The sequence below is a fragment of the Chloroflexus sp. genome (assembly GCF_034434295.1).
Taxonomy (GTDB): domain Bacteria; phylum Chloroflexota; class Chloroflexia; order Chloroflexales; family Chloroflexaceae; genus Chloroflexus.
The window spans coordinates 1-16,890 of record NZ_DAOTZQ010000015.1 but is presented as its reverse complement, the minus strand read 5'-3'; the positions used below and the strand labels follow the sequence as shown (position 1 = coordinate 16,890).

The 16,890-nt window shown below is 55.4% G+C and carries 12 protein-coding genes; 6 read left to right on the top strand and 6 right to left on the bottom strand.

What is annotated here, in order from left to right; translation table 11 throughout:
* Window positions 1-649: 649 nt before the first annotated feature.
* Window positions 650-1,114 (bottom strand): GIY-YIG nuclease family protein, encoded by a 465-nt coding sequence (locus tag VAE57_RS03170; protein ID WP_322820457.1) that lies wholly within the window; start codon window positions 1,112-1,114, stop codon window positions 650-652.
* 696 nt (window positions 1,115-1,810) lie between these two features.
* Here VAE57_RS03170 and purD point away from each other — a divergent pair.
* Both purD and purN read left to right on the top strand, forming a co-directional pair.
* On the top strand, window positions 1,811-3,055 hold the full coding sequence (gene purD, locus VAE57_RS03165) for a phosphoribosylamine--glycine ligase (RefSeq protein ID WP_322820456.1): 1,245 nt from the start codon (window positions 1,811-1,813) through the stop codon (window positions 3,053-3,055).
* Window positions 3,056-3,058: 3 nt separating this feature from the next.
* Complete coding sequence (gene purN / locus VAE57_RS03160) at window positions 3,059-3,682, top strand: phosphoribosylglycinamide formyltransferase (protein WP_322820455.1); 624 nt, start codon at window positions 3,059-3,061, stop codon at window positions 3,680-3,682.
* A gap of 26 nt (window positions 3,683-3,708) precedes the next feature.
* Here the strand turns inward: purN and VAE57_RS03155 are convergent, their stop codons facing one another.
* Together VAE57_RS03155 and VAE57_RS03150 are read right to left on the bottom strand one after the other, a co-directional pair.
* Window positions 3,709-5,382, bottom strand: a complete 1,674-nt coding sequence (locus VAE57_RS03155; RefSeq protein ID WP_322820454.1) for an ABC1 kinase family protein — start codon at window positions 5,380-5,382, stop codon at window positions 3,709-3,711.
* 97 nt (window positions 5,383-5,479) lie between these two features.
* Complete coding sequence (locus tag VAE57_RS03150; protein WP_322820453.1) at window positions 5,480-5,875, bottom strand: diacylglycerol kinase family protein; 396 nt, start codon at window positions 5,873-5,875, stop codon at window positions 5,480-5,482.
* Window positions 5,876-5,995: 120 nt separating this feature from the next.
* Here VAE57_RS03150 and VAE57_RS03145 point away from each other — a divergent pair, with 120 nt between their 5' ends.
* Window positions 5,996-6,637 carry a histidine phosphatase family protein gene (locus tag VAE57_RS03145; protein ID WP_012256529.1) on the top strand — a complete coding sequence of 214 codons (642 nt, stop codon included), beginning with the start codon at window positions 5,996-5,998 and terminating at the stop codon, window positions 6,635-6,637.
* Between the two features lie 156 nt (window positions 6,638-6,793).
* Here VAE57_RS03145 and VAE57_RS03140 read toward each other — a convergent pair whose 3' ends face one another.
* On the bottom strand, window positions 6,794-8,248 hold the full coding sequence (locus VAE57_RS03140; RefSeq protein WP_322820452.1) for a glycosyltransferase family 39 protein: 1,455 nt from the start codon (window positions 8,246-8,248) through the stop codon (window positions 6,794-6,796).
* A gap of 260 nt (window positions 8,249-8,508) precedes the next feature.
* Here VAE57_RS03140 and VAE57_RS03135 point away from each other — a divergent pair, with 260 nt between their 5' ends.
* The 3 genes from VAE57_RS03135 to VAE57_RS03125 all read left to right on the top strand — a co-directional run bounded on the left by VAE57_RS03135 (window position 8,509) and on the right by VAE57_RS03125 (window position 12,970).
* Window positions 8,509-9,585 (top strand): EfeM/EfeO family lipoprotein, encoded by a 1,077-nt coding sequence (locus VAE57_RS03135; protein ID WP_322820451.1) that lies wholly within the window; start codon window positions 8,509-8,511, stop codon window positions 9,583-9,585.
* Between the two features lie 99 nt (window positions 9,586-9,684).
* Window positions 9,685-12,033, top strand: coding sequence for an FTR1 family protein (locus VAE57_RS03130; RefSeq protein ID WP_322820450.1), 2,349 nt, complete (start codon window positions 9,685-9,687; stop codon window positions 12,031-12,033).
* A 28-nt stretch (window positions 12,034-12,061) separates the two neighbouring features.
* Entirely contained in the window at window positions 12,062-12,970 is a 909-nt protein-coding gene (locus VAE57_RS03125; RefSeq protein ID WP_322820449.1) for a nitroreductase family protein, read from the top strand.
* Window positions 12,971-13,071: 101 nt separating this feature from the next.
* Here the strand turns inward: VAE57_RS03125 and VAE57_RS03120 are convergent, their stop codons facing one another.
* A complete protein-coding gene (locus VAE57_RS03120) occupies window positions 13,072-15,414 on the bottom strand; it encodes a sialidase family protein (RefSeq protein WP_322820448.1) in 2,343 nt (780 codons plus the stop codon).
* Between the two features lie 79 nt (window positions 15,415-15,493).
* The gene (locus VAE57_RS03115; protein WP_322820447.1) at window positions 15,494-16,267 is read right to left on the bottom strand and encodes a hypothetical protein; all 774 of its coding nucleotides are present in this window, start codon (window positions 16,265-16,267) and stop codon (window positions 15,494-15,496) included.
* Window positions 16,268-16,890 lie beyond the last annotated feature (623 nt).

Here is a 16,890-nt window from a genome sequence, read left to right as displayed (position 1 = left end):
GACGCGCTAACGACACCCACGAGCAACTCGCTGGTAGCACACGTGGTAATGCTTCGGTACAGGGCTCGCACCTGAACGATGCACATTGTTGAGCAAGATTTGGCATTAGCTCATATGTCGTGTCCGTTCTCGCATTGCGCTACCAGAGGGTGGAACCTATTTCAAAAAACGTCTCCTGGAAGTTATCTCGTTCATTCGTGACCGACCATATGAAGGGAACGAGCACATCCAGCATCCCCGTGACCAGTATGGTCAACAACGTACCACACGCCGGATCGTGAGCATGGCTGCCGCACGCCAAAGCCTGCGACACGCGCATGACGGGCGGGCACGGCAACCCGTCCAGCGCGTGATGGAACGGCCAACAGGCCAGGAGCAGGGTAGGCTGTCGTTGGTGATTGGCAGGCGTTTATGTGCCTGTGCGACCGTTTGTCAACAACGTACCACACGCCGGATCGTGAGCATGGCTGCCGCACGCCAAAGCCTGCGACACGCGCATGACGGGCGGGCACGGCAACCCGTCCAGTGCGTAATGGAGAGTACATCTTTGACAAAATTAGATTAGAAGCTCGTTCCGGGTCGTCCTGATGCAGCAGAAGTTGTTTTAGGTCATATATTCTGTCCGCTCCTGAAAACAGTGAAGAGCATTCTACCAGCTTTTCAGCAACAGCTTGCGTATGCCGGTTTCTGCTATCGCCGTCGCCGCATAAAAGAGATGACCACCACACCCGGTATCAGAGGCACCAAAACCGCTGATCGGACGTATCAGTTCTGGTACTTTAGCTAATCGCTCACACCAGCGACACTCAAGCCGCTCTCGTCCGGGTGCAGCCCATATTGTGCGTATCTCGGCATGAGGACGCAAATAGTCGATGTGCCAGTGAAAACGCTTTTCAATGGTGATATGCCGTCGTAATCGTGCGACCAGGCCGCCGGTGCCAAATGCACTGCCAACATAGTAGTAATGACCAGGAGCGAAATCGAACCTTCCCAGGTGACCAATGGCGATCTGTGTCAGTTGATGATTGAGCCACAGGTGCAACAGGTAGGTTCCTACCGTGCGTAAATCAGGATTATGTTCGACCATTGCCGGGGTTAGAACAAGGAGTTTCATAAGCAAGATTTTGCTTCCACGTGTTGTCTACTATCAGGTCTGAGTCGGTTCACCTACATCGTGACATATTCTGGATATTTCTGCCAGTGGTTCGCTGTGATCGGTTCAGGAATGGACAGAAGGTGTGAGGGCGTGCAGGAGCGAGGTCTCAAGGACGCTCTGGGAACCCTCACCCCCGGCCCTGCTCCCACTACGCAGGAGAACGAAGCATCGAGAGCTGCAATGTAGCTTTCTGATGCAGTAGATGTTGTGTTGAATCTGGTAGAATAGAAGCCATGACACACCAGTCAGCAATTACCCTGATACTGCATCTGAACGATGTACTGCTAGACGCCAGTATCACACCTGCACGATGACTTTGTTGAGCAAACTTGGGACTACCTCACATATTCTGTTCGTCCCTGAAGTATGAGTGGAATACAGAAGGGCGTTCAGATCGCCAGCGCCCGAACTGACACACGCCATCGGCTGAGGGCAATCAACCTGGCTGATGCGAACGCATGGCTTCCACACCCCAATCGATGAGATACCGACATCGCTCGCGTGAAGGTGGATTAAGGCCAACGCCACTCGTCGCGCTCCAACGCTCGCCGGTGATCCTGTGTCACCCGGCTACCATGTCACTCAGTCATCTTAATCCATGCTATACTTGTCGCACTGGCTTATAAGACGCCGATCATCGTGATTTACAGGACTATGAACGTATTACTCATTGGTTCCGGTGGACGAGAGCATGCCCTGGCCTGGAAAATTGCCAGCTCACCCGGATTTACGAAACTGTTAACTATTCCCGGTAACCCCGGTACAGGACGCTACGGACGCAATGTACCATTTCCTCTCTCCGACTATCCGGCCCTGATTGATCTGGCCCAACAGGAAAAGATTGATCTCCTGGTCGTTGGCCCTGATAACCCTCTCGCTGATGGTATTGTCGATGCCTTTCAGGCTGCCGGCATTCCGGCATTCGGCCCAACCGCAGCAGCGGCCCGGATCGAGAGCAGCAAATCATTTGCAAAAGAGATTATGGCCGCTACCGGTGTGCCAACTGCCCAGAGCCATGTCTTTGCCTCGGCTGATGAGGCAGCAGCATTTGCCCGTGACAGCGGTAAAGCATGGGTAGTGAAGGCTGACGGTCTGGCCCTTGGTAAAGGTGTAATCGTTGCGGAAACGGTTGACGAGACCCTGGCCGCGATTGCGAAATTGAGTGCGATTCCCGCCGGTCACCATCTCTTGCTCGAAGAACGGCTATACGGGCGCGAGGTGTCGGTACAGGCTCTGTGTGATGGCGAGCGGCTCTGGCCGTTGCCACCTGCACGTGACCACAAACGGCTTGAAGAGGGTGATCGTGGTCCCAACACCGGCGGCATGGGGGTGATTGCACCGGTTGATGAGGTCACACCAGCCTTACTGGACGACATTATCAATCGTTGTATGCAGCCGGTTGTCAATGAGCTGGCAGCACGGGGCACACCTTTCCGGGGTCTCCTTTACGCCGGGATCATTCTGACCGCGGATGGCCCGAAGGTGCTTGAGTTTAATGCTCGCTTTGGTGATCCAGAAACACAGACGGTGCTGCCACTGCTGGAAGGTGATTTTCTCGGTGCTCTGTATGCCTGTGCTACCGGACACATGCAACCTAACCTGCTGCGCCGTCGCAAGGGATACGCGGTCTGTGTGATCTTGTGCGCTGCCGGCTATCCTGACCGTCCGCGAAAAGGTGATTTGATCCGCGGAGTGGAAGCGCTTGACGAAGATCAAGTGCTCGTTTTCCACGCCGGCACCGCTATCGGGCCAAATGGTCTGTGTACGGCTGGTGGACGGGTGCTGGGCGTCACCGGTCTCGGCTCAACCCTGCGCCAGGCGCGTGAACGGGCATACGCTGCTGCCGATCAGATTCGCTTTGAAGGCAAACATTTTCGCCGTGACATCGGCCAGGAGTAGGTTGTGCCAGGGATTGCAGTGTTGTTGAGCGGCAGCGGGAGCAATTTGCAAGCGCTGCTTGATGCCCAGGCTGCCGGTGAGCTGGCTGGTGAAGTGGTACTGGTCGCAAGTGATCGTGCTCAGGCTTACGGTCTGCAACGGGCATTGCAGGCCGGTGTGGCAGCGGCGTATATCCCGCTACGGGCAACACGGGGCCCGCAGCGTCAGCAGTGGGAACAACGGCTGGCCGATATTGTCGCCTGTTTCGAGCCTGATCTGATTGTCCTCGCCGGCTTTATGCGTGTACTTTCGGCAGCATTCCTTGAGCGGTTCCCTAACCGGGTGATTAATCAGCATCCCGCGCTCTTACCTGCGGATGGTGGCGATACTGTGACCACCACCAGTGGGCTGGTTATTCCGGCATTGCGTGGTGCACACGTGGTAGCCGATGCGTTACGATTGGGTCTACCCGTTACCGGTTGTACCATCCATCGCGTGACACCGCGGGTGGATGACGGCCCCATTCTGGCCCGTGCTGAGGTTCCAATCCAGCCCGACGACACGGTTGAGTCGCTCCACGAACGGATAAAGGCGGTCGAGCGACGATTGATTGTTGCCACTGTTAACCGCTTACTTGCCGGAGAGTGACCGGATACTACTACCGGTCACTCTCCTCATTCGCGGCGTAGCAACGCCAGCGTCAACATAATTCCGCCGGTGATCACGCCACCAATCCCGATGAACAATAGTGTCCACGGTAATAAACCGTACCAGTTCAAGGCGCACATTGCAATGACCAATGCCGCTACACCCACGATAAACGCTGCAACAACCAGCGCCAGTGCCAGCCGATTAGCGGCACCGATCAACGCAGCGGCCAGCCGGCGCAATTCAAGCTCGCGGGTTTGAATGCGCAGCTCGCCATCGTTAAGGTGTTGGAGAGTCTGACTGATCTGGATGGGCAGATCAAACGCCAGTTCACCCAATTCACGACCACCGGCCAGCGCCTGAGCACCGAGAGCGGTTGGATTCATCTGCTCACGGAGGGTGCGCTGAATGTACGGGCGGGCGGCAGCGAAGACATTCAGGTTCGGATCAAGTTGCATCCCCAACCCCTCCATCATCACAATGGTCTTGAGCAACGTGGCCAGGGGGCCGGGAATAGTTAAACGGTGCCGCCGCAGGAGTGTCGTGAGGCCATCGAATGTCTCGCGGGCCGAAATCAGACCAAGGGGGCGATCCACAAATCCCTCGACGAAGCGCTCTAGATCGCGACGCAACGCCAGATTTGCTGCTCGCCGGGGTATGACGCCCAATCGTTCGAGTGATCTGAGCAATCCCTGACTATCGTGATTGACCAGCGCACCCATCAGCCAGAGCAAGCCCTGCATCGTGACATGATCGAGCGTACCCACCTGCCCGAAATCAACCACTCCCAAGACGTTACCATCAAGCACGAAGAAGTTGCCCGGATGGGGATCGCTGTGAAAGAAACCGTAGGTAAAAATCTCTTCCAGCGTAATATCAAGGCTAGCCCTGGCCAGGTGTGACATATCAACCCCGGCAGCCCGCAACCCCGCCATATCGTTCAGCTTAATCCCAACAATCCGCTCCGTGGTCAGAATACGGCTATCGGTATATTCCCAATACACCCGCGGAATATAGATGTGTGGATTTGTGCAAAACATCTGGCGGAAGCGCTCGGCATTGTGCCCTTCGCGAACGTAGTCAAGCTCGGCACGCAACATGGCGCTAAACTCCCACACAATCTCGCTCAGGTTATATTGGGCGGCGAAGGCCAGCCGTTCCTGAGCCAGTGTCGCCAGATCGGCCAGGATCGCCAGGTCGGTCTGAATGCGCGAGGCAATATCGGGACGTTGCACCTTGACCACTACCTGCGTTCCATCAGGCAGAACGGCAGCGTGTACCTGACCGAGCGAGGCAGCGGCAAAGGGCTGACGATCAAAGGCGACAAACAGGTGATCAAGCGGACGATTGAAGGTTGCTTCGATCAGCGCCACCGCCTGATCACCGGGAAACGGTGGCACCGTATCCTGCAACTTACTCAACTCGGCAACTACATCGGCTGGAAGGAGATCGGGACGAGTGCTCAAAGCCTGGCCCAGCTTGACGAACGTCGGCCCCAGCTCGATCAGCGCCTCGCGCAGCCGGGCTGCACTACCGAGCGGCGGCGGTGCCGGTGCCCGCAAAATGACCCGGCGGGGCAACGACAACAGCCCACCTAGCCCAAGTTGATCAACCAGATAGCCAAAACCGTGATGCACCAGCACCTGAGCGATTTCGCGGTAGCGTCCAAGATGACGGGCCTGGCGAACAAGTGGCCACATGAGAACACCAGCTATCTACAGGCAGAAACATGCACGAACAACGCAGCAGTAAGAGTAGTATACCCCGGTTTCGAGACCAGAGGTAAAGAAACCGGCTTCACGTACTCAGAATCAGCCAGAGTGCCCAGAGGCGTGGCCCGAAGATCAGCACTCCGACCACGATGGCGGTCAGCGCACAGATCAACACACTACCGGCAGCCACATCTTTCGCAATCCGGACCAGCGGATGACGATCACGAGTCGCCAAATCGACGGTCGCTTCAATAGCAGTATTAAAGCCTTCAGCCGCCAGCACCAGACCAATCGTCAGCGTCAACACCACCCATTCCCAATGCGCAATACGCAAGGTCACCCCCAATGCGACTGCAATCGCGCCAATCAAAAGATGAATCTGCACATTACGCTGGGTACGCACCAGATGACCGATCCCGGCAAAGGCATAGCGAAAGGCGGCAATGAGACGGCGGGTGCTCCGATCAATTGGCGCAGCCATAAATTTCTTCCCCGTTCAGACAGCAACTATCCTCAGCTATCCTCAGCCGCGAATGATACCATCTCGGCTATAATGGCGCTTGCAAAAAACTACTTCTTCCACAGTGAGGTAACGAAACATATGCGACTGATTATTGTTCGCCACGGCGAGAGTGAATGGAACCGGATCAACCGTTATCAGGGCCAGCAGGATGCACCACTCTCTGAATTGGGACGCAAGCAGGCAGCAGCGTTGGGTGAGCGTTTACGGCACGAAAAGATCGATGTTGTGTATAGCAGCCGCCTGCAACGCGCAGCCCACACTGCGCAGGCAATTGTAGCCCACCATCCCGGTCTTGAGATCATTTACGACGATGCTTTGCTTGAGATCAACCACGGCGAATGGGAAGGTAAGTATCTGCACGAGATTCTGGAGCGTTACGCCGATGGTCTGCGCGAATGGCGGCAGCATCCCACCCGTTCGCAGATGCCGGGTGGCGAGAGCTTCTCGAACGTACTTAAGCGAGTACTCGACTTCCGCGAGCGGATTTGTGTCCAACACGCCGGACAGACGGTCTTGATCAGCACACACGATGTTATCGTTAAGATTCTGGTCGCCGATGCCCTGGGAATGAATATGGATCGCATCAATCGCATCTGGGTCACCAACGCCAGCATCAGCGTCATTGAATACGGTGATGATCTGCCCTACCTAGTGAGTCTGAGCGAAGCGTGCCATCTCGGCCATCTGGCCACCACCCGTGAACAGCAGCACGCGCTGTAGGAACGTTCAGAGGATACCGGGGTGCCACCTCAAAGGCTGCTCCACATGCGAGGTAGCGGCCATATTTACGACAACCCGACCCTGATCTGTCGGGCACCGGCAGCAACGAAGCTGCCGCACCCAATCCCTTCACCCAGACCAATGACGCTTCCAGCCTTAGCAATTGGTCGTCAGACGGCAGCGGTCGAACAAAATATCGCCCAGACGACTTAGTATCTGCAATGGTACCTGAAGCTGATACCAGAGCATATCATTCCAAATCAATCCACGTCGCAACTCGGTTCTAACGAACGTCCACTGCGCAATCAGCCCTACATTCCAGGCCACAAACAGCGCAGCACCAACAACCAGTGGCCTCCACCCCACCCGTGGCTGCAACCAGGCCAGCAATGCCGATAACCCCAAGACAAAGATTGGCGTGCATTCAATCAGGCGCCGAAAGCCAAATGAGCCGCTCAGGTGCCAGGTGGTGCCGAATGCACCATTAATATACACCTGACCGAGAAAGCCGATCAGTAGCAGTAAAGCCAACGGGCCATCACGGCGAAATAGCCAGGCGAGACCAGCCAACGACAGAAACAGGATTGGGCTCCAGAGCAGCGCACCGTGAGCCGGATGGATCAGCGTATCCCAAAAGTGGGGACTCACCAGGATCGGTAATGGTCCCAATTGCACGAACGCCAGCTTACCACCTACGGTTGAAGAGGGGCCAATCCGCCCATTGAGCACCCAGTAGGTCGCCAGTTGCGGTGTGAGGGATACAACAAAGACGGTAAGAAACAGGAGATGACCAGTAAATAGTCTGCGCAGCAGAGACCATTGCCGGCGGCGTAGCGCACCAACATAGGCCGCCAGTGCCTCAACTGCGGGGATGAGGAGGAGCAAGCCTAACTGCTCACGGGTCATCACCATCAGACCGGCCACAACACCCAGGGCCAGCCAAACACTCCAGTGGCGTTGCCCATCGCCAAGGCCAAGATTACCTTCGCGGCCCCGCATCCAGAGGGTGAGAAAGAGAGTGAAGAGAAAAAAGCCATTGGCATGCGACCAGGCCATCGCGAGATAGGTATAAAAGACCAGCGGCGTACTCAAAAAAATGGCGATGGTCGCGATTAGGGCCGGCAACGGACCGGTATAGATGCGGGCCAGGCGATAGGTCAGTAACAACCCAAGCAAGCTGTACAGCGCCGACATCAGACAGACCGCAACGATGTACGGCTGACTATAGCCATCACGCGGAATTGCCGCCCCACCTGCATTTGCTATCTGCACCCACAGATCGGCAATCACAAAACCCGGTGCCCACAGCAACGCCGATCCAACCGGTGCCACATTGCGAAGCTTACCGGTCACCGGATTGGGATTCGCATCATCAGGACGTAGCAGCGCATTATACACTGCCAGATCATTGTTTTTCAGGCCAATATCGGCAAAGTGCTGATACTCATTGTAAAAATCGAGATCACGATCAAAGTAGAACGAACGTAGATAGGCATAATACTGCACCTCATCGCTCAGCGCAATGCGAGGCAGGCTAAACGGCAAGAGGATAAGAAACAAGAGCACAATGACCAGTGGTCCCAGGTCGCGGCCGGCAAAAAACGTGCGCATACGTTCCGCTACTCCTGATTGCAGATTTGTTTGATACATCTTCCTTCGACAGCACCATGGCTGCCCGCTGCTATTGTACGACGAATCGTCAGACACGCTCGAAGTGCCGTTGTTGCTGACAAGAGCAAGGCAAGCCGGTTTTTGTTGTTTTAAGTTGACAAACTTATTTTATTAGAGTATGCTAACCTCAAACATTCACACGTGCTCGATGAAGAGCAACCCCCCAATGCCTGTGTCCTATCGAATACAAAGGAGGATCTATGGTGCGCCAGTTACGGCTTGCCCTATTCGTGGTGTGGATTGTGTTGTTCAGCGGGTGTAGCACCGTCACCACACCAACCCCCACTACCGCTCCCGTTACCAGCAATCTCAGCGGCATCAAAGATTATCTGCTCGGCCAGACACGTGCACTGGTCACGGCTACCGCTCAACTGCAAACAGCCAGTAACCGCTACTATGACCTTGCGCAGGCGAGCAATTTTGACTATGCCAGTCTCTGGCAAAACCAGCAACGTGAGGTGATGGCAACGCTTAACACAGCCCGCGAAGCGTGGATTACTGCCAGCCCAATCTACGAAAAGATGGAAGGTATCGTCGCCGGTACACCGGCACTCGCTCAATTCGACGTTGATCTCGATGCCGGTACCGCTGGCAATGAAGACCCTGAAAACGCAGTCTCTTTCGATCTCGTATTGCCAGACGGACGTACCCTGCTTAAACCGGGGAACCTGTTCGGTGTTACCGAGAGCACGCTATGGGGCACCGATCCCGCTTTTGCCGCACCGATTAGCGCCGATTGGAATGGCGATGGTACGATTGAATTTGGCGAAACCCTGCCCGATGCCAATGTGTTGAAAGCCAGTACCGATCTGCTGGCCCAAATGGCGGCTGATCTGGATAGCACCGCACAAAACTGGACGCCAACCGAATCTGATGCTTTTACCGCGCTGGTGGTGATGGTTCCTACTATGAGCGAATACTTTGCTTCGTGGCGCGATTCGCGATTTGTCCTGGGTGATGCTTCAACGCAACGTGATTTTAATGTTATTTCGCGTCTGGCCGATATTCAAGATATTTTAAGTGGGCTTGAGGTTGTCTATGCACAAGTTCGTCCACGTGTTGAATCGGTCGATCCAGCTCAGGCTGAACAGATCGCAACCGGTCTGCGCGATCTGCGCACCTTTGTGGCCAATATTTATACGCAAGAGCGCAATGGACGACGCTTTAGCCCGGAAGAGGCGGACACGCTAGGCGCTGAGGCGCAAAACCGGGCCACTGCCATCACCGGTCAGATTAGCCAGATGGCCGGTGCCCTTGGGGTCACCCTGGCGGAATAAGCCCTGCACGCACTTATCTGCGAAACCCTGGCGGCGCAGGTATGACCTGCGCCAAATATTCCGATAGACGTTCAGCCGGATAATCAGGAAGGTGCCTGTATGAAGCTCAAGCCGGTATGCGCCATTACCCACTACGGACTGATATTGCTGGCTCTGATAGGAATAGCTCTCGCCCTGATTGCACCGACAGTATCAGCGCAAACCCGATCACCCGGTCAGATAGCCGAGCATATTCGGGCGGCCCTGGTATCCATTCAACTCCACGAAGCCGGCGATCCCACAACCGCGCAGGCACACCTGAACGAACTGTACGGCGAATACACCGCCCTGGCACCAACAATTGGTCATTACAATCCCAGCTCAGATAGCGCTATCCGTACCGGATTTCGTGCTGCCGGGAATGCGCTGGCTACTGCCGATATGCCCGGTTTTGCAATGGCACGCGCCCAAATCTGGACGGCACTGCTGAACGGTGGGTACGGCGTAGTGAGCGGTGCTCTGCACGAAGGTGATACACTCACCGCCCGGCAATGGCTGGTAGTGCGTGAATTTCGCCATGCCAATCGGTTTGCTCGCCCGAATGCCGATGCCACGAAAGCGGTATACGCCGCCGCGAACGGCGCACTTTCAACCGAAGAGGCGCTGGCCGCAGTGAACGTCGATCTGCTCGACACGTATCAGGCCCGGCTCAATGAAGCACTTCAGGCACTCATCGTCGCCGACCAACAAGACTTTCCCAGCCGGCGTGCTGAAACGGCGGCGCTGGCCGCCGGCTACTTCGCTATTCTGGCCCCGGCTTATGCTGAACAGCGTGGTGAAGCAGCAGCCACGAGAGCACAGGCAACCTTTGTCGCATTGCAAGAGGCAGCCTACCGCGATGAACCAATTGCATCACTGCTAGCAGAGATACAAGACCTTCTGCGTGGCTTTCGTGCCGCACCACTCAGCCCTGCCGAACAGGTACGGCGGAGCGGTCAAATGTTGCGCTTTTTGCAACTTGTACCGATTGAGTACGAGCGAGGAGTGCGAAACGGCCAGGTTACCATCGATTTAGAGATCCGCGAGGCGATCACCTTTCACGCCAGTGCGATGGCTGCCTTTAGCGACCTGCGTGATCTGCTCGAACAGCGCAATCCCGACCTGACCACCACGGTTGCTACCCGCTTCACAGAGCTGGGTAACGCATTGGCCAATACCGGCAACCGCACGGGGATTGCCGAACCAGCGACAATTCGCTCAACGACAGAAGCGCTGCTCAGCGATTTACGCACTCTCTTGCCACCCGAATGGCAAAAGCAAACCAGCGGTGCTGACTTCGATGTGATTCGGTCAGCTCTTGATCAGATGGAACAGGCAGTACGTGCCGGTGAGTATGCACTTGCCGAATCGGCGCGTCTGGAAGCCTACGCGATTATGGAGATTGGCCCGGAAGCAAAACTGATCGCCTTCGCTCCTCAATACAAACCGATTATCGAGAGCTATTTCTGGTACGGACAGAATGACCATAAAGGGCTGGCCTATCTCATCGAGCAACGGGCAAGTCCGGCTGAGATTGCTGCCACCCGCGCAGCGCTCGACCGGGCATTAGCCGAAGCCGAAGAGGCACTGGCCGGACGCAATGCCCCACTGGCGATCACAACCAACGCAGCAGTGATTGTCTTCCGTGAAGGGCTTGAGGCAGTGCTGATTCTGGCGTCGCTGATGGGTAGCCTCAAAGCACCAGAACAACGCCGTTTCCGCCGCCCCCTCTGGATCGGTGCCGGCGTAGCGATGCTGGCAACCGTATTGACGTGGATTCTGGCGCAGAGTGCATTAATGGCGATGGCCCGGCTAGGTGAGACCCTGGAAGCAATCGTTTCCTTGATCGCCATTGCCGTATTGCTCGTGATTACCAACTGGTTCTTTCACGATGTCTACTGGAAAGACTGGATGGCATCGTTCCACCAGCAGAAAAAGCACATTCTCGGCGGGCAAACCGGTCAATGGCTCGGCCTGATCACGCTGGGATTTGCCAGTATCTACCGTGAAGGGTTTGAGACGGTGCTCTTTTTGCAGGCATTGACCCTCGAAGGCTCCATTACGACGGTGCTGGCAGGTGTTGGTATCGGCCTGACTCTCACCCTGTTAGTGGGACTGGCCGTCTTTGTTATGCAGGCAAAACTGCCCCACAAGAAAATGCTGATTGTTACCGGGATTCTGATTGGAGCAGTACTGTTGCAAATGGTTGGTCACACAGTCAATGTCTTGCAAGTAATCGGCTGGTTACCGCTGCACCCTATCCGCTGGCTCAACCTGCCCTACTGGACGGGATTCTGGTTTGGGTTGTATCCTACCTGGGAAGGGATTGGGCTCCAGGCAGCAGCAGCGGTCTTTGTGATTGGCAGTTATTATCTGGCCGAGTACTTGCAGCGACGTGAGCGACAACGCTACGTAGCTGCCCATTCATAATGACTCAGACAGTAAAGCAGAGGAGACTATGACCATTACACCCGATCCGATTGCGCCGATTGCTGCGGCAGCAATCGAACACATGAATAGCGATCACACCGATGCTGTACTGGCCTACGTTCGTGGCCTGGCCGGTATAGCCTGGGCTAAACAAGCCCTGATAACACGCCTCGAAGCAGGTGGCATTGAGATACAGGTCAGTGGCGACGAACGAACAACGAGTGTCCTGATCCCATTTGAGCCACCACTCACCCACCCGGAACAGCTTCGACCGACACTCATTGCTCTCGCTCAGAAAGCGCGTTACCATCTTGAAGCTGGTGCTCAGGTAGAGTCCCCGGTGCCGATACGCAATGCTGAACTTCCCCAACTGTTGCTCAATGCTATTGCCAACCGCCGCAGTTTTGCGCTGCAAGATTTAACTGCTGAGCCGATTGCACGAGAGGCGGTAACGCTGATGCTCGAAGCGGCGAACTGGGCACCAAGCCACGGCCAGACCGAACCCTGGCGTTTCGTAGTCTATAGCGGTGCTGCGCGTCGAATACTCGGTGAAGCCTTTGGGACAGCATTTCGTCTACTCAATCCCAACCTGCCCACCGGGAATCCCGGTGAAGAGGGACAACGCAACCGGGTGTGGCAGGCGTCAGTCTGGATTGCTATCGGCATGCAAGCCCATCCGAAGCGACCCGAATGGGAAGAGTTGATTGCCGTCGGCTGTGCCGTCCAGAATATGCACCTTATGGCCAGTGCGCTGGGACTGGCCGGTAAATGGACGAGTGGTGCCTGTGCGACACACCCGCACGTGGCAGAGGTTGTCGGATTTACCCCTGGTACGCGATTACTTGGCTTCTTCTATGTTGGGCATCCTGCGGCTCATGAATGGCCACGCGGTCGCCGTCACTCGCTGGTAAACAAGGTCGTCTGGCACGAGGAGTAGGGATAGACCAGTCTTGCCAGCAGGTTGTTTGCTCAGCATAACAGGGGCGCACGTCTGTACGCCCCTGTTATTTGTGAGCTTTGAGCACTGTCAGTGCACTGCTACCGATTTAGCAGCGGAACGTAGACCTGCGGGAAGGTCACCTGATCGAGCGTAATAACACCTGCGGGCAACACTGCCGCAGTGGGCTGGGCCGTTGTGGTTGGGCTACCGCTGACACTCGGATTGCCGGCGCCATCGAGGATGCGAGCATAGACATAGTAAGGTCCGGGGGTAAGCTGTTCTTCCGACAGACCACTGGCCAGACTCCAGACCACGCTAAAGCTATTGGTGTCGCCCGGCACCGCAACCGGGAACCAAATAAGGTTTGGATCGTTTGACGGATCGGCTACCGGAACCCGGCTGTTGGTCAGCCAGACTCCCCAGAAGCCGCGACCAGGGTAGAGATTATCGGTCACAGCGATATTGCTAAACTCCAGATTCACGATAATCGTTGCACTGCCCGGGATCGGTTGCACCTGCAAGGCACCACCATTGAGTACCGGCGGCGTGACATCGTAGATCAATGTGCGTGTAAGCTGCATCGAATTGCCCAGGGTATCACGCATACGCACGACAACCGGAAGCGATCCTTCTGCTACCGTATCAGGGTAGGGCAAGATATTGGCAAAGCGATTGCCGCTAATCGCCAGTGTACTCACGCTATTAAGTGCCGTGGTGTTTGGAGCCAGCGCAAAATTTTGCAATCCGCTACAGTCACCAACGCTCCGCAGTTCGACGTAGATTGCCGGTACACGAGTATAGTCGGGATGACCATCACTGGCCCCACCTTCACCAATCAGATCAGCGGTTGTAATGCCGGTAAACGGTGATGTCTTCAAGCGCGAGAAGGGGTTTCCGACAGTGGCGCTGGCTAAAACACCGGCATCAATAATCACCGCATCAGAACGAACCTGATCGATTAGATTATTCTCACTCCGTCGCAACTGCGTGTAGAGAACACGTTCAACACAACCGGCATCGGTACGTAAGGATTCGGGAATTGGCACTGTCAACACACTGGTTGGACCACTGGGATTGAACGGCTGCCATCCACCAGAGTCATTTTCGGTATCAGTCGGAGGTGCTCCCCAGCGCCAGCGCACCTGATCGGGGAGATTCGAGGTAGCTAAATCGGGGAAGGTGACATTAACAGTCACTTTACCATCACCGCCAACCACCGCAACATCATTTTCGATGAGCGGACGTGAACCGAAGGCAGCACCAGGAGCCTGGAAGAGGGCATAGCGAGGACGTGGAGTTGTGCCCTGGAAGAATTCGTGAACGACGTGCATGTAGTTTCGTACACCGGCCCTGGCATCGGCCCATGCATTAAAGACTGGCGCAACGGTTGGTGCACTGACCACCGGTAAGAAGCCCTGATTCGCCGGCCTGACGGCATAAAAGAGTTGATTGACACTTCGGCTGGTACCCTGACGAATCCAGGCCATGTGGAGATTCCCGCGCTGGTCGTAGTCAATGTTGACTCGACCATCACCTTTTCCGCCGATCAGTGTAACCGCCGACCAGGGGGCACTGAAATCACTAACCAGCTTTTCAGCGAAGAAGATACCATCATCGGCACCCCGGAATGCAACCGCGATCCGCGTATTTGGTGCCAGATCGGCACTGAAAGCAACACTGGCATCAGCAAACACTGCCGACGTGCTACCGTTCACATCAACAGGCGTTCCAAAACCTGTACCATTCCAGAGCGCAACCATAACGTGTAATGGACGAGGAGTATCGCGTGTGAAGGTAATTGCCAGCTCACCGTTGGGTCCAGCCGCCATTGCCGTTTGTGACTTATAGGCCAGTGCGCCAGGTACTGAACCTACGGCAGACCAGGTGGTGCCACGATCATTCGAGAAGGCATAGTTGATATTCTTATCATCACGCCATGCTGCGACAATCTGACCGTTGGTGCGAACTGCCATTGCCGGTTCTACGGCAAAGATATGACCACGCATTATTTCAAATGTTGCCGGATTCCAGGCTCCACCCGGCTCACGGCGACGAAACTTGATCGTCTTGGCAACCTGATCGATCCACAACACGTAGACCTCGCCAGTTGGTGCAGTTGCCACCGCGGTTTGCACCCAGTCCTGGGCAATCCCGGCAGCAACAGTACCAAGTGATAATGGCGCGGGAAAAGCGGCATCTTCTTCACCCTTGACCCACAGTTTTGCGGTGCCATCTTCACTGCTAGAGATGCCGTCGGTTGCACTAACATACACTCCGTTGGCATCGACAGCCAGTTGAGGGTATTTGGTATTACTGGCTGGAATATCAATTTCGCGGATGAAGCTGGCCCCTTCTTGTGCCTGCGATGGCATAGGGAGCAACCCAGCCAACGTAACAACAATGAAGCAGATAACAGTAATCAGCGAAGTTGTACGCAACATGGGAACGTTCTCCTGATGGGTTCGGTGATTTTGCTCTGTTGAGTAGTGGTCACGACTCACCTTATCCACATCCAATTGGCTAAGGCGCAATGATAACATCATCGAACAGCATTCCGCCGATGGCACGGGTATAGACACCAACCTGCCCGGCAGGCAATGGCTGTCCATCGGTTACCTCCATCAGAAGCTTGCCGTCGAGACGAACCTGTAACATTCCGCCGCGCAGCTCCAGCTCGATCACATGCCACTGGCGAGGCGCAAAGCCCGGCCCTTCTACTGTTGCCAGCGGTGTGGCCACCCCATCGACCACCTTCTCCAGAACGTATTTCGGTGTCGCTTCGTACTCTCTCTTCAACAGGCGTACCCGGTAGTAGTTTGCCTCGTAACCGACCTCACCCTGATAGCGGGCAACGATACCGGCCACGCCGTTAAATTCGTCGTAAAAGCTGACCCGCACCACGCCATCGCTCACTACAGGAGCGGCTGCTAATAGGGCAACCTGGGCCAGCGAGCTATTGCGCAGTTCGCCGGCAAAATCCTGGCGCAAACGGCCGTTATCGATCAGCCAGTTCGGGTGGTCTTCGGGCAAGACGAAATCGAGGGCAACGGATTGCCAGGTAGCAAGGCTATCAGTGGTCGCAAAATCAGCGACGAACAGCGGACCGGTGGCTAAACCAGCCGGCACTGTTGGGTTGGGGCCGATAGTCGGGGCCGGTGGTTCAGGGGGATATTGCAAGATCGGCCCACCCTCCTCGGCCTGACTGGGACGGAGCACCAGCCAAAAACCACCGAAGATTGCCACCATCACCAACAACAGTGATGCGAGAACCAGGTGAGGTTGGCGATACCACATCGTAGAATCCTCCTTACACATGAAGACTACCTGCATTGTACAACGTAGCCGGCAATGTTGATAGGGATAGGATATAACGAAAAAGTACTGAAAACGGTAAAATTTTTGCGCCAAATGTATTCAGCCAACGATACGATAAAGTGTCGTAGGACAAGACGCCCGTTTTGCCCACTGCTCATGTATAAAACCGTTCTGAAGGGCAAAAAGTAACGCGGAATTTTGGTGGGCTTATCTTGTGTATTCCCAAATCGACGACAGCAGCGAAAGAGACAGGAGTATTCCTCTGTTGGGCAGTATTTCGCGGTGAACGTATCAGTCTATTGGGCTTTTTATTTCACCACAGAGACACCGAGAACACAGAGGGTAGTAGCAGGGCGACCATCAGGACCGTTCACAGTGGGATAGATGGTATCTCTGTGGTTGGGAATTGCACCACAGAGACAGCGAGGAAACGAAGGGTAGTAGAACCTATTTCAAAAAACATCTACCAAAAGTTAGTTCATTCACTCCTGACAGACTCTGATTGTGACGATCACACACCGCCCCCTTGTGACCAGCATGGTCAACAGGGTGACACACGCCGGATCGTGAGCACGGCTGCTGCGGCAGCATGGCTGCCGCAC